General features: G+C 54.5%; 22 protein-coding genes, 1 pseudogene and 1 riboswitch. Of the genes and pseudogenes, 14 read left to right on the top strand and 9 right to left on the bottom strand.

Annotated elements, in window-relative coordinates; translation table 11 throughout:
* Positions 1-27: 27 nt before the first annotated feature.
* Together ACRZ96_RS08170 and ACRZ96_RS08165 are read right to left on the bottom strand one after the other, a co-directional pair.
* Positions 28-981, bottom strand: coding sequence for an ABC transporter substrate-binding protein (locus tag ACRZ96_RS08170; RefSeq protein ID WP_480814417.1), 954 nt, complete (start codon positions 979-981; stop codon positions 28-30).
* Between the two features lie 41 nt (positions 982-1,022).
* Positions 1,023-3,350, bottom strand: a complete 2,328-nt coding sequence (locus ACRZ96_RS08165) for a DUF1989 domain-containing protein (RefSeq protein WP_480706324.1) — start codon at positions 3,348-3,350, stop codon at positions 1,023-1,025.
* Positions 3,351-3,463: 113 nt separating this feature from the next.
* Between ACRZ96_RS08165 and ACRZ96_RS08160 the strand changes: the two genes are divergently transcribed.
* A complete protein-coding gene (locus ACRZ96_RS08160) occupies positions 3,464-4,474 on the top strand; it encodes a LacI family DNA-binding transcriptional regulator (protein ID WP_480706326.1) in 1,011 nt (336 codons plus the stop codon).
* A 391-nt stretch (positions 4,475-4,865) separates the two neighbouring features.
* Here ACRZ96_RS08160 and ACRZ96_RS08155 read toward each other — a convergent pair.
* The 4 genes and pseudogenes from ACRZ96_RS08155 to ACRZ96_RS08140 all read right to left on the bottom strand — a co-directional run.
* Positions 4,866-5,093: pseudogene (locus ACRZ96_RS08155) on the bottom strand (transposase); the annotation flags it as partial.
* A 59-nt stretch (positions 5,094-5,152) separates the two neighbouring features.
* A complete protein-coding gene (locus tag ACRZ96_RS08150; protein WP_480814390.1) occupies positions 5,153-6,670 on the bottom strand; it encodes a glycosyltransferase family 2 protein in 1,518 nt (505 codons plus the stop codon).
* A 92-nt stretch (positions 6,671-6,762) separates the two neighbouring features.
* Complete coding sequence (locus tag ACRZ96_RS08145) at positions 6,763-7,893, bottom strand: glycosyltransferase family 61 protein (RefSeq protein WP_480771817.1); 1,131 nt, start codon at positions 7,891-7,893, stop codon at positions 6,763-6,765.
* Between the two features lie 522 nt (positions 7,894-8,415).
* On the bottom strand, positions 8,416-9,288 hold the full coding sequence (locus ACRZ96_RS08140) for a glycosyltransferase family 32 protein (protein WP_480706332.1): 873 nt from the start codon (positions 9,286-9,288) through the stop codon (positions 8,416-8,418).
* Positions 9,289-9,762: 474 nt separating this feature from the next.
* Between ACRZ96_RS08140 and ACRZ96_RS08135 the strand changes: the two genes are divergently transcribed.
* The 13 genes from ACRZ96_RS08135 to ACRZ96_RS08075 all read left to right on the top strand — a co-directional run bounded on the left by ACRZ96_RS08135 (position 9,763) and on the right by ACRZ96_RS08075 (position 20,171).
* Positions 9,763-10,758, top strand: a complete 996-nt coding sequence (locus ACRZ96_RS08135) for a glycosyltransferase family 2 protein (protein WP_480706334.1) — start codon at positions 9,763-9,765, stop codon at positions 10,756-10,758.
* A 72-nt stretch (positions 10,759-10,830) separates the two neighbouring features.
* Positions 10,831-11,526: an FkbM family methyltransferase gene (locus ACRZ96_RS08130; RefSeq protein WP_170407497.1), complete on the top strand. Its 696-nt coding sequence runs from the start codon at positions 10,831-10,833 to the stop codon at positions 11,524-11,526.
* 396 nt (positions 11,527-11,922) lie between these two features.
* Positions 11,923-12,023: riboswitch (TPP riboswitch) on the top strand.
* Positions 12,024-12,102: 79 nt separating this feature from the next.
* Positions 12,103-12,891, top strand: a complete 789-nt coding sequence (thiD, locus tag ACRZ96_RS08125) for a bifunctional hydroxymethylpyrimidine kinase/phosphomethylpyrimidine kinase (protein ID WP_170647005.1) — start codon at positions 12,103-12,105, stop codon at positions 12,889-12,891.
* Positions 12,888-13,874 (top strand): FAD-dependent oxidoreductase, encoded by a 987-nt coding sequence (locus ACRZ96_RS08120; protein ID WP_480814389.1) that lies wholly within the window; start codon positions 12,888-12,890, stop codon positions 13,872-13,874. The genes thiD and ACRZ96_RS08120 overlap by 4 nt, the downstream gene beginning before the upstream one ends.
* 38 nt (positions 13,875-13,912) lie before the next feature.
* A complete protein-coding gene (thiS, locus tag ACRZ96_RS08115; RefSeq protein ID WP_170647007.1) occupies positions 13,913-14,110 on the top strand; it encodes a sulfur carrier protein ThiS in 198 nt (65 codons plus the stop codon).
* Between the two features lies 1 nt (position 14,111).
* On the top strand, positions 14,112-14,882 hold the full coding sequence (locus ACRZ96_RS08110; RefSeq protein ID WP_170512106.1) for a thiazole synthase: 771 nt from the start codon (positions 14,112-14,114) through the stop codon (positions 14,880-14,882).
* On the top strand, positions 14,879-15,475 hold the full coding sequence (locus ACRZ96_RS08105) for a thiamine phosphate synthase (RefSeq protein WP_480814388.1): 597 nt from the start codon (positions 14,879-14,881) through the stop codon (positions 15,473-15,475). Before ACRZ96_RS08110 ends, ACRZ96_RS08105 begins: the two co-directional genes overlap by 4 nt.
* Positions 15,472-16,440, top strand: coding sequence for a HesA/MoeB/ThiF family protein (locus ACRZ96_RS08100; RefSeq protein ID WP_170395061.1), 969 nt, complete (start codon positions 15,472-15,474; stop codon positions 16,438-16,440). The genes ACRZ96_RS08105 and ACRZ96_RS08100 overlap by 4 nt, the downstream gene beginning before the upstream one ends.
* Before the next feature lie 42 nt (positions 16,441-16,482).
* Positions 16,483-17,391: an ABC transporter substrate-binding protein gene (locus ACRZ96_RS08095; RefSeq protein WP_480706603.1), complete on the top strand. Its 909-nt coding sequence runs from the start codon at positions 16,483-16,485 to the stop codon at positions 17,389-17,391.
* Positions 17,388-18,059, top strand: a complete 672-nt coding sequence (gene tenA, locus ACRZ96_RS08090) for a thiaminase II (RefSeq protein ID WP_480771818.1) — start codon at positions 17,388-17,390, stop codon at positions 18,057-18,059. The genes ACRZ96_RS08095 and tenA overlap by 4 nt, the downstream gene beginning before the upstream one ends.
* Complete coding sequence (locus tag ACRZ96_RS08085; protein WP_480706344.1) at positions 18,056-18,781, top strand: ABC transporter ATP-binding protein; 726 nt, start codon at positions 18,056-18,058, stop codon at positions 18,779-18,781. The genes tenA and ACRZ96_RS08085 overlap by 4 nt, the downstream gene beginning before the upstream one ends.
* Complete coding sequence (locus ACRZ96_RS08080; protein ID WP_480706346.1) at positions 18,778-19,431, top strand: TenA family protein; 654 nt, start codon at positions 18,778-18,780, stop codon at positions 19,429-19,431. The genes ACRZ96_RS08085 and ACRZ96_RS08080 overlap by 4 nt, the downstream gene beginning before the upstream one ends.
* Positions 19,428-20,171 carry an ABC transporter permease gene (locus ACRZ96_RS08075; RefSeq protein WP_480814387.1) on the top strand — a complete coding sequence of 248 codons (744 nt, stop codon included), beginning with the start codon at positions 19,428-19,430 and terminating at the stop codon, positions 20,169-20,171. The genes ACRZ96_RS08080 and ACRZ96_RS08075 overlap by 4 nt, the downstream gene beginning before the upstream one ends.
* Positions 20,172-20,429: 258 nt before the next feature.
* Here the strand turns inward: ACRZ96_RS08075 and ACRZ96_RS08070 are convergent, their stop codons facing one another.
* The 3 genes from ACRZ96_RS08070 to ACRZ96_RS08060 form a co-directional block, all read right to left on the bottom strand.
* Positions 20,430-21,359 (bottom strand): glycosyltransferase family 2 protein, encoded by a 930-nt coding sequence (locus tag ACRZ96_RS08070; protein ID WP_480706350.1) that lies wholly within the window; start codon positions 21,357-21,359, stop codon positions 20,430-20,432.
* Positions 21,349-23,097, bottom strand: coding sequence for an ABC transporter ATP-binding protein (locus tag ACRZ96_RS08065; protein ID WP_480436466.1), 1,749 nt, complete (start codon positions 23,095-23,097; stop codon positions 21,349-21,351). The genes ACRZ96_RS08070 and ACRZ96_RS08065 overlap by 11 nt, the downstream gene beginning before the upstream one ends.
* A gap of 137 nt (positions 23,098-23,234) precedes the next feature.
* Entirely contained in the window at positions 23,235-23,798 is a 564-nt protein-coding gene (locus ACRZ96_RS08060) for a DnaA N-terminal domain-containing protein (protein ID WP_480459501.1), read from the bottom strand.
* Positions 23,799-24,362 lie beyond the last annotated feature (564 nt).

The raw sequence follows: 24,362 nt of genomic DNA, 5'->3' as shown, positions 1-24,362 counted from the left end.
CACCATGGTCATTTCTTCAGCTTGGGTTCAAAGACCCAGCCAACCATCCACACGCTCGGGGTTCGCTTCGACCCATTCTCTTGCTACGTCCGCCGGGTCGCGGCCATTGGCGCTGATTTCGAAGGCAAAGGCTGAAACATCATCAGCTGTTAACTGAAAGTTGGCAAAAAACTCAGCAATAGCCGGCGAACGGTCAACCAGCGAGTTGGACCATGCGATCTGCACGTTCTTAAGCGCGTCCTTGGTGGCAACTGTCGACTTTTCATACCAATCGGGATCATCCGACGGCTGCACCATCACATATTTTTCGGGGTCAAATGTGGGCTCCGACAGCATTTCCACGTCAAACATGTACCAAACTGCATGAGGTTTATAGCAATAGAATGCATAGCCCTCGCCCTTGGCGATGCTATCCTTGATACGCGCTGTTTTAACGCTTTCTTCGGCACGGACCGGTTCGATAAAGTCCAACAAGCCGTAGTCGCGCACCTTGACTTCGTTTACATTTGCTGAAGCCCAGCCTGGAGCACCGATCCACATTTCACCACGGCCATTGCCGTCGCTATCCATCAGTGCGGCAACATCAGGACGACCCAGATCGGCAATATCGGTGATGTTGTTCGCTTCACCAAAGTCCTTGGATACACAGAAACCTTGATTACCTTCGTAAGGGTTGGACGACAAGGTGACCGTGCCCGCGTCATCTACGTATTTTTGAGTAAAACTTTGTTGATTAGGTAGCCAAACATCAGGGTGAACATCGATGTCGCCCTTACCTTGGTCCATCGCCTGGAAAATCGTAGCGTTATTGCCGGGTACATACTCGACTGTGCCTCCGATCCTCATCTCGACAACCGCGCCTAGAAGATGTGCGATTGCCTGAGCACCAGTCCAGGATGGGACTCCGATTTTTACCTCTTCAGCCGCAGCGGCGGGCAGGGCCAAGAGGCCCAGCGAGACTGACACTGTCAGGGATTTCATGCTTATATTCATAGTAACTCTCCTGCTGGTAAGTTGAATTCTTATGCGCGCGCCCGCTTTCGTTGCGGGTCTATGAATGGAATTTCTGTGACTTTCGCACCAAGGCGTTTCATGCGCCCGTCAAGCTGCCCGATTTCCAGCCTATTTTCAGTTTTCGAGTGTTCCACCGAAAGGCGTGCGATCGCGATACCGTGCTCAAGCAAAGGAGACTTGGTTGCAGAGGTAATCACCCCGACCTGTCTTTCTTTTGCAAATACCGCATCTCCATGCATGGGAATATCGTCGGATTCTAAAACTAAACCCTTGAGGACTTGTCGTGGGCTCTGCCTGTTACGCTCCAGTGCTGCCTTGCCGATGAACTCAGCTTTGGTCAGATCAACAGCAAAGCCCAGACCGGCCTCGAATGCGTCGATGCCTGGCGCAAATTCGGCATTTGCAGCCGCCAAGCCCGCTTCGATCCTGATGATCTCCAGGGCGGCTGACCCCATCGGGGTAATCCCGAAATCTTCACCCGCCTCCATGATTGCGTCCCAAAGGGCGACAGCATCGGCCTTTGAGCAGAAAATCTCGTATCCAAGCTCCCCAGTGTAGCCAGAGCGGGACAGCATAAAAGGCGCCCCTTCGCGACCATTTAGTCGGGCAACAGTACAGCCAAACCATTTTAGCTGCTCAAGGGAGGGCACATGTGGTTGCGTGAAAACGATTTTACGCAGTACATTTCGGGAATTAGGCCCTTGCAACGCCAGGTTTGGCAGCGAATTCCGCAGATCATGGATTCGCACCTGAAACCCGCGTTCCTCCGCCAAGGACTGCAATGCTCGTCCGCTCTCTTCGGTGCCACAACACCAGCGGAACAGGTCATTTGCGAGCCGGAACAAAGTGCCGTCATCTATTACCGCGCCGGTATCATCACACATCAGCGTATAAGCCCCGCGCCACACCGGTAGCTTGGCAACATTGCGTGTCGTTGCAAGCTGCAACAATTTCTCAGCGTCTGGCCCAATGATGTCGAATTTGCGCAACCCGCTCATGTCCTGCAAAGTTACCGCTTCTCTGCAGGCCCAGTACTCGCCCAATGTTCCATATGACGGAAAACTAACAGGTGCCCACAAGTCCCGTGCAGGCGCAAAATGTTGGGTCAGTGGCTCCAGACGTTCGTGAAAAGCCGATTCCTGACTAATGGACATGGGGGCATCTTCCTTTTCCCGGTAGGCGACCGCACGGCGGATCGGTGTGTCTGGATGGTAGATCCGCACGTGCACATCTGTGGGATTCCAGCCATTTATCGGGTCAATGTCGTCTGGGCACGCCGTGGAAGCGCATACCAAGTCTTCCATTGCCCGCATTGCGACGTAATCGCCTGGGCGCGAATAGCTTTCATCTACCAGCAGTTCGTGGGAATTTTGATCAATCCAAGTATTCCAGAAGAAATTAACTGCAGGCCAGGCCGCGCGGCGTCTAACTCCATATTGCGCCAGTGTTTCAGAAATGTTGTCAGAACAGTTGACATGGCCTGGAAAACCTCGCTCAGCGTATCCCCGTGCGGTGCAAGCCAACCCGTAAGTATCGTGTCGTCCGCAAGTGTCATGAACGACATTTAGAAGCGGGTTCATGTCACTATCGAAAAACTTGTCGAGCATACCAGGGCCAGGATAAGCGCGCCGGACCAAAGACCGAGTTGCGGTACTGTCGATCAGCCATTCCTCACCTTTTTCGAGTTTATCTGCTCGCATTGCGATAAAGTCCGAGCATTGTTGGCCCTCGACATCAATGATTTGGACTATTTCGCCTTGCTTAACTTCATATGACAATCCAGTGCCGCGCTTTACGGTGAATTCTTTTCGCACATCACCCAGGGGTTCGGGCAATATCGAACTACTGGCATTTGCCATTTGATGAGAGATACTGACTGATCCGCCTCTGGACCCGGTTGCCAGTTGATCACGATCCATAGCCCGCATGATCCAAGCAGAAATTGTAGCACTGGCTTTTAGAACGATCAGATCATCGTTTTCAGGAAGGTAAGCGATACCAATCTCGGATTCTGGTTTACCTCCCTGAGCTGCAATCCAATTGATCAGTTTTTCGCCATCTACTTTGGAGAAATCCAAAACTCCTGCTTTAATAAGCGCTAGCGACACAAGCGCATCTCCGCCCACTTCGTCAAAAGCAATGACTTGCAGTTGGTTTTTAGGCCAATTGCCTGTCACCGACAGAAGATCACCTGGTCGCATGATAACATTCAGTACTTCGCGCGGACCTAGCGTATATGTTTTTCCGTGCGACGGCTTCTGAAACCCTGGGTAAAAGCGTCCAGGCGTCATGTAACCGCTATTGCTGAACTCATGTAGTATCGAATAATCGCGCATCGTATTCCAAAGTGAGTCGCTTATTGTAACTAGTTACATAATCTTGATGAAACTAGTTACATGTGTCAAGTTAACTGTCGCGAGATCGAGGATATCCAAGGAATTCAAAGGAATTGACCGAGCAGAAAAATAAGAAGCGCGCGAACCTTCGGGATGTTGCCAAGGCAGCAGATGTTTCTGTTGCGACGGTGTCGCGCGTACTGAATTCTCCGAAAACCGTGTCTGAAGACACACGCCGACGTGTGCTTGATGTTATTTCGAAGCTGCATTTTGTACCAAGTGCTGCAGCCCGTGCGATCAATTCCGGGAGAACCCGAGTCGTTGGGGCCATGGTTCCAACTTTGGACAACGCAATATTCTCAAAATTTCTAGCGGCGCTTGAAAAAGGTTTGGCACTAAATGGTTTGTCACTCGTAGTCGCAACTACCAATGGCGACCCGGACATAGAAACGAATAAAGCGCAAGGTCTGGTTGATATTGGTGCAGAAGCACTGATTGTTTCCGGCATCACACACAGTCAAGACTTCGAAAAGATCATCGAACGGACACGCCTCCCCGTGATCGCCACCTCCTACTATGAAAGGGACCACCATTTTCCGACCATCGGTTATGATAACGCCGGCGCTTCTTGCACCGCTCTCAGTTTTCTTCTGTCTGCTGGGCATAGAAATATTGCCGTGATTCACGGGCCAACAAAAAACAACGATAGGACGCTGGCACGGCTTGATGGTTTGAAGAATCCGGATGTGAACCACACCCTGCAAATGTACGAAACGGAAATTTCAATAAAAGGTGGCTGCGTCGCAACACAGAATCTTCTTGCAGGGGACACGGCCTTTTCTGCAATTCTCTGTTTTTCCGATGTCTTGGCGATGGGCTCTCTTTTTGAATTGCAAAGAAAGCGGGTAAAAGTGCCTCATGAAATGTCAATTGTTGGCATCGACGATCTGCCCTCTTCATCCTGCACCTTTCCTGAAATCACGACCGTGCATTTGCCCGTCACACGGATGGGTGAAGCCACTGCCGCAGCGATAGTTGAGTGGTTGGAAAACCAAGCCGTTCCTAAATCGAAACTTCTTCAGGCTGAACTGATTGTGAGGAACTCCACACGAAAATTGGCATAGATTGGCTTCTTGTACTGAAAATAGACTGAAGCGGTGTTAAAATGTGTGTTTTTCATCTAAAAGCTGACGCAATGAACATATGACTGCCATTGGGCTACTTCCAGTGAAAGGATGCTTTGTCCGATCAACCGCCATTCGTTACCTGGCATTGAGCGCCTGGATTATTAGGTTCGCGACGGGCCGAACTCAAAAAGAATAGACGCCAAATCGACGGTTGCTTTGGGTTCGTAGCAGACTTCAGAGGCGACACAGCAACTCGTGATATAGTCCCTTGTCAACGCCGGCTTGACGGTGTGTGCGGACATGGTGGATCGGATGGTAAGTCATAGAAACGCTACACTTACCTGCCATTCGCGCACTTTGCCAGTTTGGAACAAAGGGCTTGTCGTCAGTCAGAAACGGCCTTCTGCAGAAGCTCATTCTCCTTCTGCAAACGCTTGAGTTCCTTTCGTTGATCGGCTCCCATCCCACCATATTGCTTACGCCACCGGTAGTAGGTTTGTTCCGTTATGCGAACCTCGCAGATCGCATCTGCACGCATCATTCCCTAACCAACAAGCACATCAACTTGTCGCAGTTTCTGATCTATTTCCTCTGCCTCGTGTCTCTTGATCGAAATTCTCGATCCTCCGCTTTTCAATCATAACGGTGGTTCAAATCAAATGGGGTATTCCATTGTCAGCTATGCATATCCGCATCTATGATGGCGCGGATCCGTTGCAAATCCTCAAGTTCGATGCCGGTGATCTCGTCATAAAGGTTGCGAAACTCGAGCTCATCCATCAAAAACTCAATCTTAGCTTGGTGCCAGGCAACAGCTTTTTCGTGTAGCTGCGCAATCTGGGGAATGGCTAGCAACGCTTCCATCGCCACTGACAATCTGGCCAGGTTGCGTTGGATAGTGACGTCCTGATACTGGTTCCAATCCATCCGTATCCAATAGTTGCGCCCGACAGTGCGATCCACATGCAGGGCCCGTCCACGCTGGCGCTTGACCAAGAAAGACTGCGCAGATCTTAGTGCGTAGTGGTTTAGCTGGACCAGCTCATAGCCGATGGTCTTGATATCGGACCTCCAGCCATTCTTTGCCACTTTGTGCGTGATATCCTGACCCGATCCATTGACCCATAGCACCTGTTCGGCTTTTGCTTCTTTCAGCTTATTTGGCCGGTGACAGCTTAGTTTACGATAGGCACGAATATTCCTGGTGGCGGTCTTGAAGCCCCAAGCGGTATGCGGTTTGGGCAGATATGACGGAGCGCATCGGTCAAATTGCGCAATGACCGGCCTGTCCTCGTAGGTCTTTATCCCGGCCGACCCAAATTGCCGCCAGGTCATGGCAATATTGCTGACCCCCTCGGGCAGGCGCTTATAAAGTTCCGGCAGTGTCCCGTTACCAAAGCGGATGTTGATAAACTCATCCACATCAATATGGATAACCCAATCGGCACGTTTGACCACCTTGAGCTTTGCAGACTGGTTCAGAGCCCACTGTTGCGGGGAATTGCCCTTCCATTTGTTGTTGTCGACATGCGTGACCAGACCGGTTTTGGCCAGCGCATCCAGCATCAGATCCGTGCCATCCTCGCAGCCATTGGTATAGATAACAAAGTGATGCACACCGATCGATTGGTGGTATGCAATCCATTCCAATAGGAAAGGGCCTTCGTTTTTCATGCAACCGATCAGCACCGTGCCGCTGGTACCCTCTGGCGGCCTGAGGTCCACCGGCACCGTGTCACCCATGGGTCGACTTTCGTCAAAACTTGTCAGGTCATTGCGCGGCAAGAAGCGACGGGCAAATGGCAGCACTTCTTTTAGAGTGGATTCTTCTTTTGCAGAGGAGGCCAGGGTAGAGAATGCAGGAGGCTGCGCAGTCAGATCATCTGGCCATTCAATCCGGTTAACTATCGCATCGGCACCAAATTGTGTGGCCCAAATTCTGGCGCGATCAGATCCTGAATCAAGATCAGTCAAAATCAGGATGTCGGCCGCCAATTGCCCCAAAACTTCGTGGACTCGACCAACAGAGACTTCCGTGGTGAGGTTTTCTGCTAGCCCTGGCATGGCCAAAAGCATGAACCGCGGTCGCTCATTAGCAATCGCACTGGCGAGTGCGGGCAAAAAATCGGGCGGCTCGGCCTTTGCACGTCTTCGCCGTGTAATCTGCGCAAACGTAACCAGTTGCTGCTGCAAATCCGCATTATCGATACTCAAAACAGACGCAACCCCATTGGCTTGGCGCGCCTGATCCCGAGCTGTGTCGCGTATATCCAGGATTAGCTGCATTAGTCAGCGGGCTCTTGATGGATGGGAACCAGCTGGTCGCCAAGGGCTTTTTCCAGTTTTCGGATGGTTCGCCGCCGCTGCCGCCAGAACATTTCTTCCCAGGCCAGATCAGGTGAGACAAATCCTGCATCGGCAAGCATTTTATGCAATCTGGACATGTCAAGCTCTCCAAGTGAATGGCGGTTGGGGCGACCGCGCGAAGCCAATACCCAATCGGTGCGAATGGCATTGGCGACTAAAGGCTCTTGCCCGCAAAAGGCCGCTAGCTGAGCTGAGATATTGTGATGCACCGAAGAAGTGCGGCGCGGGATCATTGCAACCTGCTGATCTGGACGGCCTACCAGAGCAAAAAGATGCAGTGCCGACCCGTCTAGTGCAACGATCTGACGGGCGGCTTTGTAACGCGCGATCTGCTTTTCCATCGGGTGTTGTTCCGGATAGAAAATCTCGTAACCGTTCTGGCGCAAATTCTCTTCGAGAAACTCTTCTCCGATAACGCCACCCCGCCGTATTCCAAGACCTGCGCGCGAGATATAAAGCCGCTCCGGCCCATCAGGGGGAACGTCGGCGCCAAAATTTTGATGGATCAAGGCACGATATTCAGGCGTTCCCGCCACAATCGGGCCCAGCCCAAACCCCTGACCGGGCACCTGCAGATGTTCTACCTGAGTTGGCTCGGTCACCACTTTGATTGGCAGATCAATACCCAGAAGCGCAAAAAAACTATGCTGCATGGGGCGTGTTTCACCCCCATTGGCGGGTCGCTTGGGGGTAAAGAGGACCCCATCAATATCCTTCGCGATTGCCGGCAGCGGCCAAAGACGTGCGGTGCTTTCAGCCAGGAAATGACCAAAGTGTACCCATAACAGCCCGGCATAAAGCCAGCGACCCGACAATTGCGGCAAAGGGTCTGTTGGCGATACCGGTTGGGTGGTCATGGCACGCTTTCCCCGCCAAAGCGCCCCATGCGCGCAATATTCCCGGTCTTCAGTCAGAACACCGGCTTCCTGCACCGTATCGGAGACTGCGGGCGGAACCACAATAGCCCGCTCAAGTGCAACAAGTTCACGTGACCATCCTTGATCAGGCTGAGGAGGTTGGTTCAGATCATTATCGTTAAGCGTAGACATCTTTGTTCACACCCGGTCAGAGCGACCGGGTCGACAAAGACATGCTTTTAGTCGGTCTTCTGGTGTTAAAGGCCGGGATAGATGATCGGCGAATATCCTTGTGATCTGTAGCCAGCTTCTTTGACATTCGCCTATCCCATAAACTGGACCCCAGATTAATCCAAGATCTGTGTTCGGGCTTCATAACATTCGGCCCTATTCACCCCAGTATTCTGATATGGCCGTACCTGCGCCGCTGCAAGTAATCGTAGTGAAATTTCTACGCCAGAAAAAGTAAAGGCTCTGTCCGTAGGAAGACAATCGAATATGTTGAGAGTGTCGCAGTTTATCATCCTTGCCTGAAGCGACCGCCATTACTTTGATTGCCAAGTTGTTGCACGTTGTACTCAATACAGTGGCCGATTGGGGAACTGTCTGCCGAACAACTTGGCACTACGGTGTTAGCAGATGACGCCTAGTGTTTTTGATTCCGATCGTCCGAAACTTGGACACATACTGGCGCTTCTGACTTGCCCAGACATTTTAATCTTGGTCAACAGACTTCAGCACATCCTGTGGCATCGCCTTAGAGGGATCGATGTCATGTTTCTTGCATAGCTTGGCGACCTGGCTGTTGGGATGCGGCAAAGGAAACCCACCATCCATATTGTATTTCTTGCGCATGCTTGAGCCGCCAATGTGATGAACCCCCAACGCGTTTTCATCGAGCGATATGCGGGAAAACCGCGGCCGGAAATAATTCAAGCGCATGGCCGTAGGTTCTTGGGAATAGAATGACTCGGGTGGCAGGGCGTGTTTAACTTCACCGTTTTTGCCCAAAAAATAAGAGATAGCCTGAGGCCCGAACGTATAAAATGGCAGCTGCGACAGGTTTTCCAACGGTACCGAGAAAGAGCCGTCTTCATTGGACTTGCCGATGGAAACATCAATATTTTTTTTCCACGGCCAGTCATTGGGGATCACGATCTCGGACCCGTTCATAAAGTCATGCATACCCTGCAATGTTGGAGAACTGTGCGGCAGCCGGAGAGCCGCATTGTTAAAATAGCGTTTCTCTTTTGCGAAAATATACGGAATGTCGGGGATCGGCTGCATACACAACATATCGCAATCCATCCAGATTTCGTCGGATTCCCGAAGCATGTTGATCCTGAAAAAATCCGACAACGGGGCATAAGCGCTGTTTCGCTTTTCGTTTCGCCATATTTTCAAGTGGTCAGGCAAAAAAATACGTGCATCCGCATTTTCAACGCCCGGTGGTGTGTTCGTGATTTCTTTCAAAGAGTACAACTTGACCTTATGGCCGTGATCCACAAAGCTTTTGAGGCAGAGTTGCTCGAAAAAAGTCAGACTGGATCCATGCCAAAACGATGAAATTACTGGAGAAATTTCCATGCTGGATCAATGCCCGTTATATTTTTCGCTTGCTCCGCATTAGCATGGCTCCGGTATTCGATCCACTGGTTTAATGATCCCGATACAAGCGCAATTGTGATGGTGACCCAACCGTCCAATATGAACTGTCTGTAGCGCAGGTCCGTTAGTCAGAATTCTCGCACCTTTGTGTTTCGCGAAAAAGAACGAGCGGTAACGATCAAACTTTAGGGGCTCGCAATAAGCAGTAATTGTTTGGTTACCTCAACTTTGGTCCAGTTTTCTCAGTCCTCCCCGACAAAGGTCGTAAGATCACCCAAACTGTCTTAAATCGGATCGTCCAATAAGACCTCAGGATGCTCTTGCTTAAGGCGGAAAATTCACCGATCAAGGTTGCCACAAATCCAGACTTACTGGGCAATAGAGGAAGCCGGTGACTCTAAAGACGTGCAATCAGCGATTTTGGCCCTTCCCAAACACAGGAATCCTTTGAAAATGGCCACCTGGGGTGTCGTTACCATGGTCAAAGAGCCGCCAGAGCTGGTGGCTATATTTGCTTCCTATTATGCGTCACTCGGCGCGCAAGAGATCTTTATCTTTCTGGATGGTGATGATCCGAAAGCGCGGCAACTTCTGGCTCAGATACCGAACTGTCGCGTTGAAGTGATGGATGACACGTTTTTTCGAAGAAACTGGGACTGTGCTTATCCAGAAAACAGTTTCAGACGCCAAAGGCTGATAGCGACAAAAGCCTATCGAGAAGCAAAAGTCGATTGGATGCTTTTCCTCGATGCGGACGAGTATCTGCAAGCCGATGATTTTGCACAAGAGCTTGCTGACCTGCCCTCGGATGTTGATACGATTTCAATTCCTAATGGCGAGCGTGTGTTTTCAACCGAGGACACCACACCCGGACTTTTTGGTGGTCTTATGCTGAAGCCTAAGCACACCCGCGGCTATGTCGCCCGAAGCTTATTCGGAGAAGAACGACTCAAATACAGCGACAGAGGATTTTGTGCGCATCGTTTCGGAAAAAGCGCCACCCGAACGGGGAAGAACATCAAGTTAGGTGTTCATGCGCCACAGCGGTGGAGAGGCAACATCAAGCGACATGTTTCTCAACAATCGGTCATTTGTCACTTTGACGGACTGACCGAAATTCACTGGATGCTCAAATTGCTGAGATATCATGATATGGGAACATATGAATCACCTAAGGGCAGCAACGATTTCCGCTATGAACAGGTCCAATTCCTGAAAAATTCATCTTCTTTGAATGCTGTTCAAGAGCTTCATGACATTATCCGAAAATACGACAAGGACACCGAAGAAAGACTAAGGGGTCATGGTCTTCTCGATGATGTGCAGGTCCGCCCTTTCCGGGGTTTGGATTCCTATTATCCTGACCACGAGTTTGACTTGTCGGTTGAGTGGTTCAACGATGTTCTGAAGATGAATATGTCGGACCTCTATGCGAGATTACCGACATGATGTTTGATGCAAATAGTCTGACCTTATGCAAAACATGCTCTACCGACCGCTCATCCTTGGAATGGAGCAAGAATGACCGAAACGAACCCTGATGTTGCGATCCAGTACCGTGGATTGAAGATACCTTCATCGCCATTTCTGGACGAAACGATTATAAATCTGATCGAGCAGGACAATTATGAAAGCTGGGAAATGGATGGCGCTTTGAGCGTCGTTCAACCTGAGGATCGTATTCTGGAAATGGGCGCCGGGCTGGGTATCGTGAGTGGTGTTGTCGCGCTCGAGAACAAACCAGAGGCTATTCTCAGTTTTGAAGCCAATCCAAATCTAATTCCACACATCCGTCGTTTACATGCCCTAAATGGGCTTTCAGACCGGATCGAAGTCCGGAATGCGATACTAAGCGCCAATCCAAAGGATCCCGACTCTATTCCGTTTCATATTGACGCTTCATATCTAGGGTCTTCAGTTTTTGATAATGAAGGTGAATCAACAACATCAGTGCGCGTAGCTAAAGCGGACTTCGAAGCGGTGAAACGAGAGTTCGCTCCGACGGTTCTTGTGATGGATATTGAGGGGGCGGAACTGGATTTCTTGAGGAATGCGGACCTGTCGGGCATTCGAGCCATTGTTATTGAATTCCATCGCCTCATTTATGGGCACAAAGGTGTCCGGGCCTGTAAAAGGATTCTTTCGAACGCGGGTTTTCTACGGCTGGACGATTTGTCCTGGAGGGTTGTTTGGACCTGCACACGAGATCTTGGCTGAACCGCGTCATTGAGACGAGCATTTTCGAACTATGCGAATTGGCCAAGGCAGTTGAGCGCCCTGAAATGAAACGTTTAGCCGACTTGTGACCTGAATTTGCCCATAGCAATTTATTCGTTGCAACTATGTGCATCTGCGGACGGGAACTTGTGACAGGACCTCAAAGAACTGTTTCTGCCTTCAATCTCGGATCGCGGGGCTGGGTCAACGACCACGATGTCGGCGCTGTATGTCCCTGTCTTATTGTGCCGTTTTCCGGTCATAGCATCTGGAAACACCACCATTTTGCGACACCGGCGACACCCCGAGTTAACTGCAAAGCTCAAAGCGAAGCCGCACCCATCATACGGTGTGCAACAAAACTGTTGACGAGACCTGATCTCATCAATAATCGGTAACCATCTGTTGGGGTGCCCCTCGGGGCTGAGATGCAGACATGCAAACCCATTGAACCTGACCCGGTTAGGACCGGCGGAGGAAACAGGCATACCGGGCGCCCCGTGTCACAACTCGTGTCACTACGCAGGCTCTGGGTCTTTCCACGCACATCCTGACCATGACAACGAAGGATGTGCCATGGTTGCGACTGCATTGACGATTGCCGGTTCCGACAGTGGGGGCGGCGCGGGAATTCAGGCGGATCTCAAATCATTCGGCGCAATGGGCGTGTTCGGTTGCAGCGTGGTCACCGCGATAACCGCGCAGAATACCTGTGACGTGACCGCAGTACATCCGGTACCCGACAATGTGGTCGCGGCTCAGATCAAGGCGGTCCTAGACGACATCCGCATAGACGCCATCAAGATCGGAATGCTGGGCACGCCATCATTGGTTGAAACAGTGGCCCGTGCAACGGAAGGTTTTTCCGGACCTGTCGTCCTAGACCCCGTCATGGTGGCGAAATCCGGGGTCGCCCTGCTTGAAGATCAAGCGATTGCCGCGCTGAAGCGGTATCTTCTGCCGCGCGCTGACCTGCTGACACCGAACCTGCCCGAGGCGGATAAGCTGCTGGGACAAACCCATAAGGGCGACAGTGCCGGACTGGTTGCGCCGTTGCTAGCGCTAGGTCCTAAGGCGGTTCTAATCAAGGGCGGCCATGCCGATGGCATTGAGTGCCTTGATGTGCTGGCAAAGTCAGGGTTCGTTGTCACGCTGGGGGCACCGCGGATCGCGACCCGCAACACGCATGGTACTGGCTGCAGTTATTCCGCAGCAATTGCGGGCTGCCTTGCGCGGGGCATGGATCTTGAGACTGCGGTGCGGCGGGCGCATGGCTGGCTGCACGCTGCAATAAAACGTGCCGACGGGTTGGAGATTGGACAAGGCCACGGCCCGGTGCATCATTTTCACGAGATGTGGGCATGAGCGCTGTCACCATACTGGGTGCAGGGGTTGCCGGGCTTTGCGTTGCAGCCGAGCTGGTGTCACGCGGTGTTTCCGTACGGATGATTGACCCGGCAGGTCCCGTGAATACGCATTCCTGCAGCTGGTGGGCCGGTGGCATGTTGGCACCAGAATGCGAGGGCGCAGTCGCCGAACAGCCCGTTGTGGAACACGGGCGTAAAGCAGCGGATTGGTGGCAAAAGCAGGGGGCGCAGTTCGGTCAGGATGTGAACCGGAACGGTACCATGGTTGTCGCTCTGGGCCGGGATCAGAGCGAGCTGACGACGTTTGCACGGCGCGCCGAAGGCGTGGAATGGCTGGACCGTGAGGGCATCGCCCTCCATGAGCCACATCTGGCCGAGCAATTCGGCAAGGCGTTGTTCATCGCGAGTGAAGCGCATCTCAATCCCCGCCCGATGTTGACCGGGTTGCATGCGCAGCTGGTGGCCTCGGGCGTTGAGTTTCTGACCACAAGCGAAACGCTGGGTCAGGTCATCGACTGCCGTGGTCTGGCCGCGCAGGATCGGCTGAGCGATTTGCGCGGGGTAAAGGGTGAGATGCTCATCGTGCGCTGCCCGGATGTGTCGCTGTCGCGTCCCGTGCGGCTGCTGCATCCTCGTTTCCCGCTCTACATTGTACCGCGCGGCGATGGCGTATTCATGTTGGGCGCAACCCAGATCGAAAGTGGGCAGCGCACCCGCGCAAGCCTGCGATCCGTGATGGAACTAATGAATGCGGCCTATGCGCTGCACCCGGCATTTGGTGAGGCCGAGCTGCTGGAAATTGGCGTCGATGCCCGCCCGGCCTTTGCGGACAATCAGCCGCGCATCCGCCATTTCGAAGATCGCATCATGGTGAACGGGCTGTTCCGGCATGGCTATCTGCTTGCTCCGGCGTTGGCGGGGATGGTGGCAGATCTGGTGACCTGCGGCACGCAGCCCGCGCTTTGGTACGAGAACTGCTAAGGCACGAAAAGCGCGTATGAAACGCTGGGGAGAACCACATGAAACTGATGGTGAATGGTGAGGTCACCGAGGCCAAGGGCCCCAGCCTTGCCGATCTTCTGATCGAACTTGGCAAAGGCAACGACAAACTGGCCACGGCGGTGAACGAGGTGTTCGTTCCGGCATCAACACGTGCGGCGCACATGCTTTCCGATGGGGACCGGATCGAGCTGGTTTCGCCGCGGCAGGGGGGCTGACATGCCGGAATTCTACGGCAAGGAAATAGCGTCGCGCCTGATGTTGGGCACCGCGCAGTATCCGTCGCCCGCAGTGCTCGCCGATGCGTTTCGACGTTCGGGCGCAGGCATTGCCACGGTGTCGCTGCGTCGCGAGGCGGGTGGTGAAAGGGCCGGGCAGGATTTCTGGTCTCTGATCCGTGATTTGGGTGTCGAGGTGTTGCCCAATACCGCCGGGTGCTACTCAGTACGCGAAGCGGTCACTACGGCGCAGATGGCGCGCGAACTTTTCGAGACCAACTGGATCAAGCTTGAGGTGATCGGCCATGCCGACACTCTGCAGCCCGACCCGTTCGGCCTTGTGGAGGCGGCGCGCATCCTTGCCGACGATGGGTTCGACGTCTTCCCCTATTGCACCGAAGATCTGGTGCTGTGCGAGAAACTGATCGAGGCAGGCTGCCGGGTACTGATGCCCTGGGGTGCGCCGATCGGCACCGGATTGGGGCTGAATAATCTCTACGGCCTGCGCTCGGTCCGGGCTCATTTCCCCGAGGTGCCTCTGGTGGTCGATGCAGGGCTGGGTCTGCCGTCGCAGGCGGCACAGGCCATCGAAATCGGCTATGACGCGGTGCTGCTGAACACGGCGGTCGCTAAGGCAGGTGATCCGGCGGCGATGGCCGAAGCGTTTGCGCGCGCGGTCGAAGCGGGGGCTTTGGCATTCGGTGCCGATGCGATGGAACCACGCGACATGGCCGCGCCCTCGACCCCTGTTTTTGGAAAGGCCATGTTGTGATCTTGCCGTCGCTCTACCCGATCTTCGATGACATCTCATGGCTGCGCCGAATGCTGCCGCTCGGGGTGCGGTTGGTGCAGCTGCGCATCAAGGAACATCCCCTGGATGCGGTGCGCGCGCAGTTGGCGGAGGCGCGGGATTTGTGCCGCGACCACGGCGCTCTGTTGGTGGTCAATGACTATTGGGAACTGGCGATTGAGCTAGACTGCGACTGGGTGCACCTAGGGCAGGAAGATCTGGATACCGCTGACCTTGACGCGATCCGAGCTGCTGGATTGAAACTTGGAGTCTCAACCCATGACGAAGCAGAGCTTAAGCGTGCGCTGGCTTTGCGGCCTGACTATGTGGCACTCGGGCCCGTTCATCCGACCATTCTTAAAAAGATGAAATGGCACCAGCAGGGTGTCGAAAAGCTGACCGACTGGAAGGCGCGGATCGGACCTATTCCGCTTGTGGCGATAGGTGGCATGTCGGTCGAGCGCGCGCAGGGTGCGTTCGCCGCCGGGGCCGACATCGTGTCCGCCGTGACCGACATCACCTTGAAGGACGACCCAGAAGCCCGTGTACGCGAATGGCTAAGGATCTGCCTATGAGCCGCTATGCACGCCAGATTGCTGTACTTGGCTTTGGCGCGTCGGGGCAGGAAAACCTGCGCACCGCGCATGTACTGGTGATTGGCGCAGGAGGGCTTGCCGCACCAGTGCTGCAATATCTGGTCGGGGCCGGTGTGGGACGTATCCGTTTGGTTGATGCTGACAAGATCAGCCTGTCGAACCTGCACCGCCAAACGCTGTTCCGTGAACGCGACATAGGGCAATCCAAAGTGCAGGTGGCAGCACGTGAAATGATGGCGCTGAATGATGAGGTGCGGATCGAACCGGTCGAAACCCGCTTTGATCCGGCCAATGCCTCGCAACTTTGTCAGGGCATCAATCTGGTGCTGGATTGTGCCGACAGTTTTGCCGCCAGCTATGTGGCCTCGGATGTTTGCCTTGATGCCGATTTGCCGCTGATCAGCGCCAGCGTGGTGGGCTCGGAGGGCTATGTCGGGGGCTTCTGCCACAAGGCTCCGGGTCTGCGCGCGCTGTTCCCGGATCTGCCTGCAAGGCTGGGTTCCTGTGACGCCGATGGCGTGCTTGGCCCGACGGTGGGTATGATCGGCAGTCTGCAAGCGCAGATCGCGGTTGCGGTGCTGAGCGGGGACCTTACGCCAATGGGGCGTCTGGTGACCTATGAGGCCACCAGCATGCGCTTTGGCGGTTTTCGCTTTGACGGCGCGCCGGATCCCGCACCAGAGCCGGACTTCATAGCGCAAGAGATGCTTCGGGCCGACGATCTGGTAATCGACCTACGCGCCGCAGATGAAACTGGCCCGGAGCTGGCCGGGGCTCAGCGCCTCAGTGTCGATGAAATCGATCCGCGTGACCCCCTTTTGCAAAACAACAGACGCCTCATCCTTGCCTGCCGTTCCGGTCTTCGGGCCTGGCAGGCGGCGATGCGGATTTCCACGAAAAACGGGCCCGAAATCAAACTTCTGGCCCTAGGTGACAACAACTGAAACGAGGAAACCGAATTGAAACATTTTCTGACCGTAGCGGCGATGCTGATGGCTACACCGGCGCTGGCACAAGACAAGATGACTCTGCTGCTGGATTGGTTCGTGAACCCTGATCACGGTCCGATCATCGTGGCGCAGCAAAAGGGTTATTTCGCAGACCAGAATCTTGAGGTCGAGATTGTGCCGCCTGCTGATCCCTCGGCCCCACCGAAACTGGTGGCCGCTGGGCAGGGTGACATCGCCGTGAGCTACCAACCAAACCAGCACCTACAGGTAGCCGAAGGTCTGCCGCTGATGCGTGTCGGCACGTTAGTGGCGACACCACTCAGCTGCCTTTTGACGCTGAAGGACGGCCCAATCCAGGAAATCAGCCAGCTAAAGGGCGGCAAGATCGGGTTCTCAGTTGCCGGCGTAGAAGAAGCGGTGCTGAGTGCCATGCTGGGCAAGCACGGTGTCGCGCTGAACGAGATCGAAATGATCAACGTCAACTTCTCGCTCAGCCCGTCGGTCATGTCCGGACAGGTCGATGCGGTGATCGGTGCCTATCGCAATTTTGAGCTGAACCAGATGGAAATCGAAGGCATCGAAGGCCGATGCTTCTATGTCGAAGAAGAAGGCGTGCCGACATATGACGAGCTGATCTATGTCGCCAACCCCGAGCTGATGGACAAGGACAAGGTGCGCCGCTTCCTGCGCGCCACCGAGCTGGCCACGCAATACATCGTCAACAACCCGGATGAAAGCTGGGAGGTTTTCAAAAGCTACGCGGAAGAGCTGGACGACGAGCTGAATGCAAAGGCCTGGGTCGACACCCTACCCCGCTTTGCCTTGCGTCCTGAGGCGCTGGACGAAGGCCGCTATATCCGCTTCGAGGAATTTCTGGCCAGAAGCGGCCTGGTCGAGGGCACCCGCCCAGTATCGAAAATCGCGGTCGATCTGGGGGCACAATGAACTACGGTACCTCATTTGAGGCGTGGCGAGCGGCGGCCGGGGAAACCTGGCCTGCCTATACCCGCCACGCATTCGTGCGGGGCATGGGTGATGGAACCCTCCCGCGCGCAGCGTTTCTGCACTATCTCAAGCAGGATTATGTCTTTCTGATCCATTTCGCCCGCGCTTGGGCGCTGGTGGTGACCAAGGCCGAGACCGTCGCGGATATGCGCCTCGCCGCGGGGACCGTGAATGCACTGATCAATGGCGAGCTTGCCCTGCATATCGGCATCTGTGCCAAGGCTGGGATTTCCGAGGAAGAACTTATTGCAACGCAAGAGCGTCAGGCTAATCTTGCCTATACACGCTATGTGCTGGATGCCGGGCATTCAGGGGATATGCTTGATCTGCTGGCCACACTGGCCCCCTGCGTCATGGGCTATGGTGTGATCGGGGCGGAGCTTTCGGCGACAAAGACGTCGGAAACCTATGCCGATTGGATCAACACTTATGGCGGGGAAGATTACCAACAGGTCTGCTGCGATGTTGGCGCGCTGATCGATGGCGTGGTAGCGCGGCGCATCGGGGATGACCCGCAAAACTGCCCACGTTGGGCAAATCTTTGCGACCGCTTCCACAAGGCGACCGAGCTTGAGGTCGGCTTTTGGGGCATGGCATCGCAGCCATGAGCCCGGCCCCCGCCCTATATCTGCGCGGATCACTGTCGATTGGCGACACATCCATCGCGCGCGGCATTGATCTGCGACTTGATGCAGGGCGGTGGACCTGTCTTCTGGGGGCCAGTGGTGTGGGCAAATCCACAGTGCTCAAGCTGCTGGCCGGACTGGGAGACCATGTTTCTTTGGACGGTGAAATCTGGGCCTCGGACGGTGGCGCGCTGGCCGGGCGGGTGGCCTTAATGGCGCAGAGTGATTTGTTGCTGCCTTGGCTATCAGCGCTCGACAATGTGGCAATAGGGGCACGATTGCGCGGCGAGAAATTCGATCGGGGCCGGGCCGAGCAGGTACTGGAGCAAGTTGGGCTAGGCACACATCTGGGCAAGAAACCGGGAAAGCTCTCCGGTGGGCAAAGACAGCGCGTGGCCTTGGCCCGAACCCTGATGGAAGACCGCCCCATTGTGTTGCTGGACGAACCATTTTCAGCCCTTGATGCCCTGACTCGGGTGCATATGCAGGACCTCACCGCACATCTGCTGAAGGGACGTACGGTGCTGCTTATCACCCATGACCCGGCCGAAGTGGCGCGGCTGGGGCAGAACATCATGATCATGACGCGCGACGGGCTGCACCCGGTCGAAACTCCAATGGGCAGCATCCCGCGCCCTGTTGATGATCCGGGTGTGCTGGGCATCCAGGCCGCGCTGCTTCAACAACTCAGGACGAACAGATGAGCGCAAGCGAAACTCTCAGGGCGCTGAACCAGGACAACTGGACAGCGGCCACGACACATGACTTTACCAATGCGCTGGCAACCGGAATGCTCGATCACGACAAAATGGCTGGCTATTTACAGCAGGATTACCTTTTCGTGGAAGGCTTTGTGCGGCTGCTGGCCTCAGCAGTGGCGCATGCACCCAACCTCGCCGATGCTGTGCCGGGCGCACAGTTTCTAGGTCAGATCTGCGGGCCGGAGAACACCTATTTTTTGCGTGCATTCAGCGCGCTGGATGTGCCGCAGGCAAGCGAAGCCGCACCCGAAACACTGGCGTTTCAAGCCCTGATGGACGAGGCTCGTGCATCAGGGCGTTATGAGCGGATGCTGGCGGTGTTGGTGGTCGCGGAATGGGTCTATCTGGATTGGGCTAGCCCGGTCGAAAACCGCGCCGATAATCTGCCGTTCTGGCTGGGTGAATGGATCACCCTGCACTCCGGCGACGGGTTCGAAAGTGTGGTGGCCTATCTGCGTGAGCAATTGGATGCGATCTGGCCGACCCTTTCGGACCAGGCGCAAACCGAGGTTGCCGCCACCTTCGAAAAAGCCGTGGCCCTAGAGCGCGCCTTTTTCGATGCCGCATGGGCAGGATTCCCGGTTGCCCGATGACAGGTTGGTCCGCAGGAATCGCTGCAGTCGCAGTGGCAGTGTCGCTTTGGCAACTGGTGGTCTGGGCCACCGGCTTGCCGCGTTTTATCTTGCCTCCGCCAGCGCTGGTTTCCGAAACCATTTGGAACAGCCGCAACCTTCTGCTGGAGCATGGGCTGGTCACCGCGACCGAAGTGCTGATCGGGCTGGCCCTTGGCGCAGTGCTGGGCGGGCTGTCGGCCATCGGCCTTGCCGCCTCACCGCTAGCACGCGCGCTGGTGCGACCGATTTTGGTGTTTTCCCAGACCATCCCCGTCTTTGCCCTCGCACCGATTCTGACCCTGTGGCTTGGCTTCGGGCTCGAGGCTAAGATCGCTATGGCTCTGCTGATCATTTATTTCCCGGTCACTTCGTCTTTCTTTGATGCACTGATGCGCAGTAATCGCGACTGGCTGGATCTGGCTCGGGTCATGGGGGCGTCGCCCGCCCGAGTAATGTGGCACATCCGTATTCCATCTGCTCTGCCCGGATTTGCCAGCGGCCTGCGTCTGGCTGCTGTCTATGCTCCCATCGGTGCCGTCATTGGTGAATGGGTCGGAGCGTCGCGTGGGCTGGGATATCTGATGTTGCTGGTCAATGGACGTGCCAAAACGGACCTGATGTTCGCCGCTCTGATCGTGTTGGCGGTACTTACCATCATCCTGCACACAACGGTCAACGCCCTGTGCAATCGGTACCTGGATCAGCGTGATCGGATATGAACAAAGTACTGACCATAAGTATACGCGAACGCGGAGATCGACTTTAATCGTGCCACCAGCTGTGATGAAAAAGCTCAAAGCTAGAGTACATTGATTTCCAGAGCGCAATGTTAAACAAAGCTAGTTGGTCGAGCGGCGAACACAGAGTGTGCCGCAGTCACTTGTCCAAGAGTCCTACGGTAAGGATCAACTTGAATTAAGCCGAACCAGACCGCGTAGCGTCATGGTCTGAAAGTGGTTTATCATTGCCAGTGGCCACTACTTCCGCTGGTCAGGCCTCCGCAGCCAGAGAAGCCGAATGGTTTCCGTAATTTTTGCAACGCGGATCACATAGTGAACGCCCCACACACCAAAAGCCTGTTTGGTTGACAGATCCTGATTCCTCAGAAGATTTGTTAACGTCTTGAAGGAAGGGATCAATTTCTGCACAGGCGGGATGTAATTTACGATGCCGCGCTTGGCATTGCGGCGTAGCCTAGCCCCCTCAATACGACGGGCTTTGGTGATGTGATCCTCAAGACTGTCGCGCGCCGGATGACGAACGATGGCGTCTTCGGCAAACACAATCGCTTCGCCCGCAGATTGAGCACGATCATTCCATTCCATGTCCCCGCCGGACAACACCGTGTCGTTGAACCGACCGATGCGATCCATAAGCTCCCGCCGTACGATCAGATTGGCCGTAACCGCGCGCCCCCGTTCCACCCATTTTTTTTGCTCTAACCCCAAATGAACATCATAGAGTTCGGTCGTCTTCCAATCCTGCCCGTTCGGGATCAGCACAACATTGCCGCCAAAGCGATTAACCTCGGGGTGGTCTTCGGCTATTTTCAACCCGGCCTCTAGATAGAGCGGGTCAGGCTGACAATCGGAGTCGGTGAAAAACAGCAGCTCCGAGGCGGCTTCTTCGATTCCTCGGTTGCGCGCTGCGTATGAGCCGGGTTTTGCCTCACTTAGAATGCGGGCGTTGGCGGGCAGGCGAAACCCGTTGGGCATGGGGTCGGTCGGGTCATTGTTGACTGCAAGTATCTCGAACTGGTTTGTGTTCAGTGTCTGAGAGGCGAGCCCATCCAGACAAAGCTGCAATTGGTCCCAGCTTTGATAGGTCGGGATGATCACTGACGCGCTCAGGGACGAACGCGCCGGTGTAATGTCAGGCCGTTGGATCACGTCGGGATCATTCGGCATTGACGGCGTTCGAGTACTGATGGTCATACAGGGTTTTGAATGGCCCCGGTTTCTTCAGCAACTGTTGGGCGCTGCCCTGCTCAAGAACTTCACCAGCCTCAATCACCACGATCTTGTCCGCATGCATGATGGTTGAAAGCCTGTGAGCCACGATGATTGTCGTACGCCCTTCGGTCAGGCGGCCCAAGGCTTCCTGAACCAGATGTTCCGACCGCGAGTCCAGCGCACTAGTTGGTTCGTCCAGCAGCAGGATCGGGCTGTCGCGCAGAAGCGCGCGCGCGATCGCAAGGCGCTGTTTTTGACCACCGGACAGGAAGGCACCATTTTCACCAACCAGAGTGTCAAAGCCTTTCTCAAGCGACATGATGAAGTCATAGGCATTCGCGGCCTTGGCAGCCTCGATCACGTCGTCTTGCGAGGCACCCTCACGGCCAAAACGGATGTTGTCGGCGATTGAGGCCGAAAACAGAAACGTCTCTTGCCCGACGAACGACATGTTCTGGCGCAGTGATTTGAACGAGGCGTACTTGATATCCTGACCATCGATCGATACCGAACCACTGCTCGGGTCATAAAGGCGCAGGGCCAAATTCAAAATGGTCGACTTGCCGCCGCCGGACAGACCAACCAGAGCGGTGGTCTTGCCAGCTTCGAACGTCAACGAAAGCCCTTTCAGGATCGGATCGCGACGACGGTAGCCGAAAGTGACGGCGTCGAACACCACCTCTCGCGGACCATCAGGCAGGCTTTTGGGATTGGCCTCTTCCGGCAGAGTTTCAGGCTCGTCCAACATATTGAACAACATCTGCACCCGGCGCAGACCCAGCTCCATCTTCACCCGCACCTTCGTCAGGCGCTTCGCGGGCTCATAGGCCATCATCACAGCGGTCACGAACGACATCAGTTCACCCGGAGTGGACGCTGCAGCGCCAAACAGCTTACCAGCGCTCAACCCGATGACCGAGGCAATTGCAAACCCGGCCAGGATATCCGTCAGCGGGCTCGTCGCAGCTTGCAAACGCGCAAGCTTGTTGCGGCGCTTCTCAACGCTTTTCACCGCCGAATTCATTTCGAGGGCCATGCGCTCTTCCAATCCGAAGGACTTGACCACACGTATACCAGCCGAGGTTTCTTGAATGACCTTCATGATCGCGCCCATCGATTGCAGCTCCATATCCGCAATCTCTCGCACTTTGCGAAGCAGCATGCGAACACCCAAGATCGCCAAAGGGCCGACGATAAGCGTAAACAAAGACAAGATCGGTTGCTGGTAGAACATCACGGCCAAAAGACCAATCAATGTAAGCATATCGCGCACCGCCGTGGTCACCATGATCTCGATCACCGTGCGCGCAGCCTGGGCGGTTTGTGTCACCTTCAACAACAGATCCGAGCTTTCGGTCAAATTGAAGAATGACACCCCTTGCCGCAAAAGTTTGTCGTAAAGCTTGATCTGCTGTTTCGAGACGATCCGGTTACCGGCACGGGTCAGAGCCACAATCTGGACGTAAGTCGCAATCCCTTTGACCAGGAAGATCGAGAATACAGCCATCGAAACGCCGAAAATCTTGGCTGAGTTTTCACTGTCAAACAGCGAATCCACCACATCACGCATGATAAAGGCGATACCTGCAGTGGTTGCCGCAACAAATACCATCGCGATGATCGCGATTGTATAAGGGACCGCTTGCTCGCGCATATTTTCGGAGAGCAGTCGCCACAGGACGGAATCACTCAATACGGCCGCAAATTTTGATTTGATCTTTTGCAATGCACATGTCCACTGTGATCAGGATCGAGCTATGTCACATCTGACGCGCTCATAAACAGTTTCCGCTAGATAGTCGCCTGTTGCCAGTTGAGCAAGCCCGCGCCCTATTCTGCCGCTTCAATGCGAATTGTTCGAACCGAAGGGTCTACACGTGAATAAGCGGCCAAAACCCTCCCCGACCATTTCTGTGCAATGTAATCCGCCATAAAACGCGTTGGTGCAATCAGAGTCGCCAGGCCCCCTGCCCTTTCGGCTTCGTTCAGATGCTTGAACCAACTGGACCAAAGTTCTGGGTCACGCTCATGTAGGATCGATTGAACCTGTGCCCAAACGTCTTCACCCTGCGGCGGCGGGATCGATGGCTTTGACTGAAATGGCACAACATTGGTATCGCGCTCTGGCTTCTGCTGCATTCGTTCCTGGAAATCCGTTCCGATCACGGGCCAGGCTTCCATTGTGTCCAGCATGATCTGCTTGAGGTCGAGTTCATAAACCGCAACCCGACCCCGAGCGGCGGGTCGTTTGACCGCAATCCAGCCTGCGCTGCGCAGCTTAGCCATCTCACGTTTAACTGTGCGTTCGTTCACGGACCACAACCGAGCGATCTCTTCCCGGCCAATCGACAGTTCATTGGAGCGCCAGTTATAGCGCGTGGTAATTAACGTCATGATGCGAAGAACACTGCGATGACGATGTTTGTCACCTGATAAGGCGTGAACGGCGAGCGCCGACAAGATATCGTACTTCAGTGCAGGCGCATTTCGCCCGACCGGTTTCGCAACCTGCATCCGTTTCCTCACCGCTCTTTTTTGCCTCATGCGGGTTGATCCCGCCGTAATCGCGCCGTTTCCCAACGCTTTTCGTGATTGTTCACTGATTAGCGTCCAATACTTCGATTCTGTCAAGAGTTCGTTGAGATCACGCTATTTGACAGGTGCTATTCGCTATCAAAAAATAAAAGAAGTAGGTGAATCTATGGTGATGGGGGACATACTGGGTGTCCCCTTTTGGAGCAATAATGTCCCCCTATATGCCGTATTTACTTCATTTGTGACCCCCTAAATCTGGTAGGATATCTGAAGTCAGGACGATTGCAGAGAGCAGCAGCGTTCCGAATCGGTCAGCATTACATACGGCCATATTTTCTTACCCGTGGGTAACATCACAACCTTACAATAATTTCTTTTGCCAAATATGCAAATCGGGCGTAAATAACAAAAGAGAGAAAAATA

Source organism: Ruegeria sp. CF1, assembly GCF_056537445.1.
This window is presented reverse-complemented; position numbering and strand designations above follow the sequence as displayed.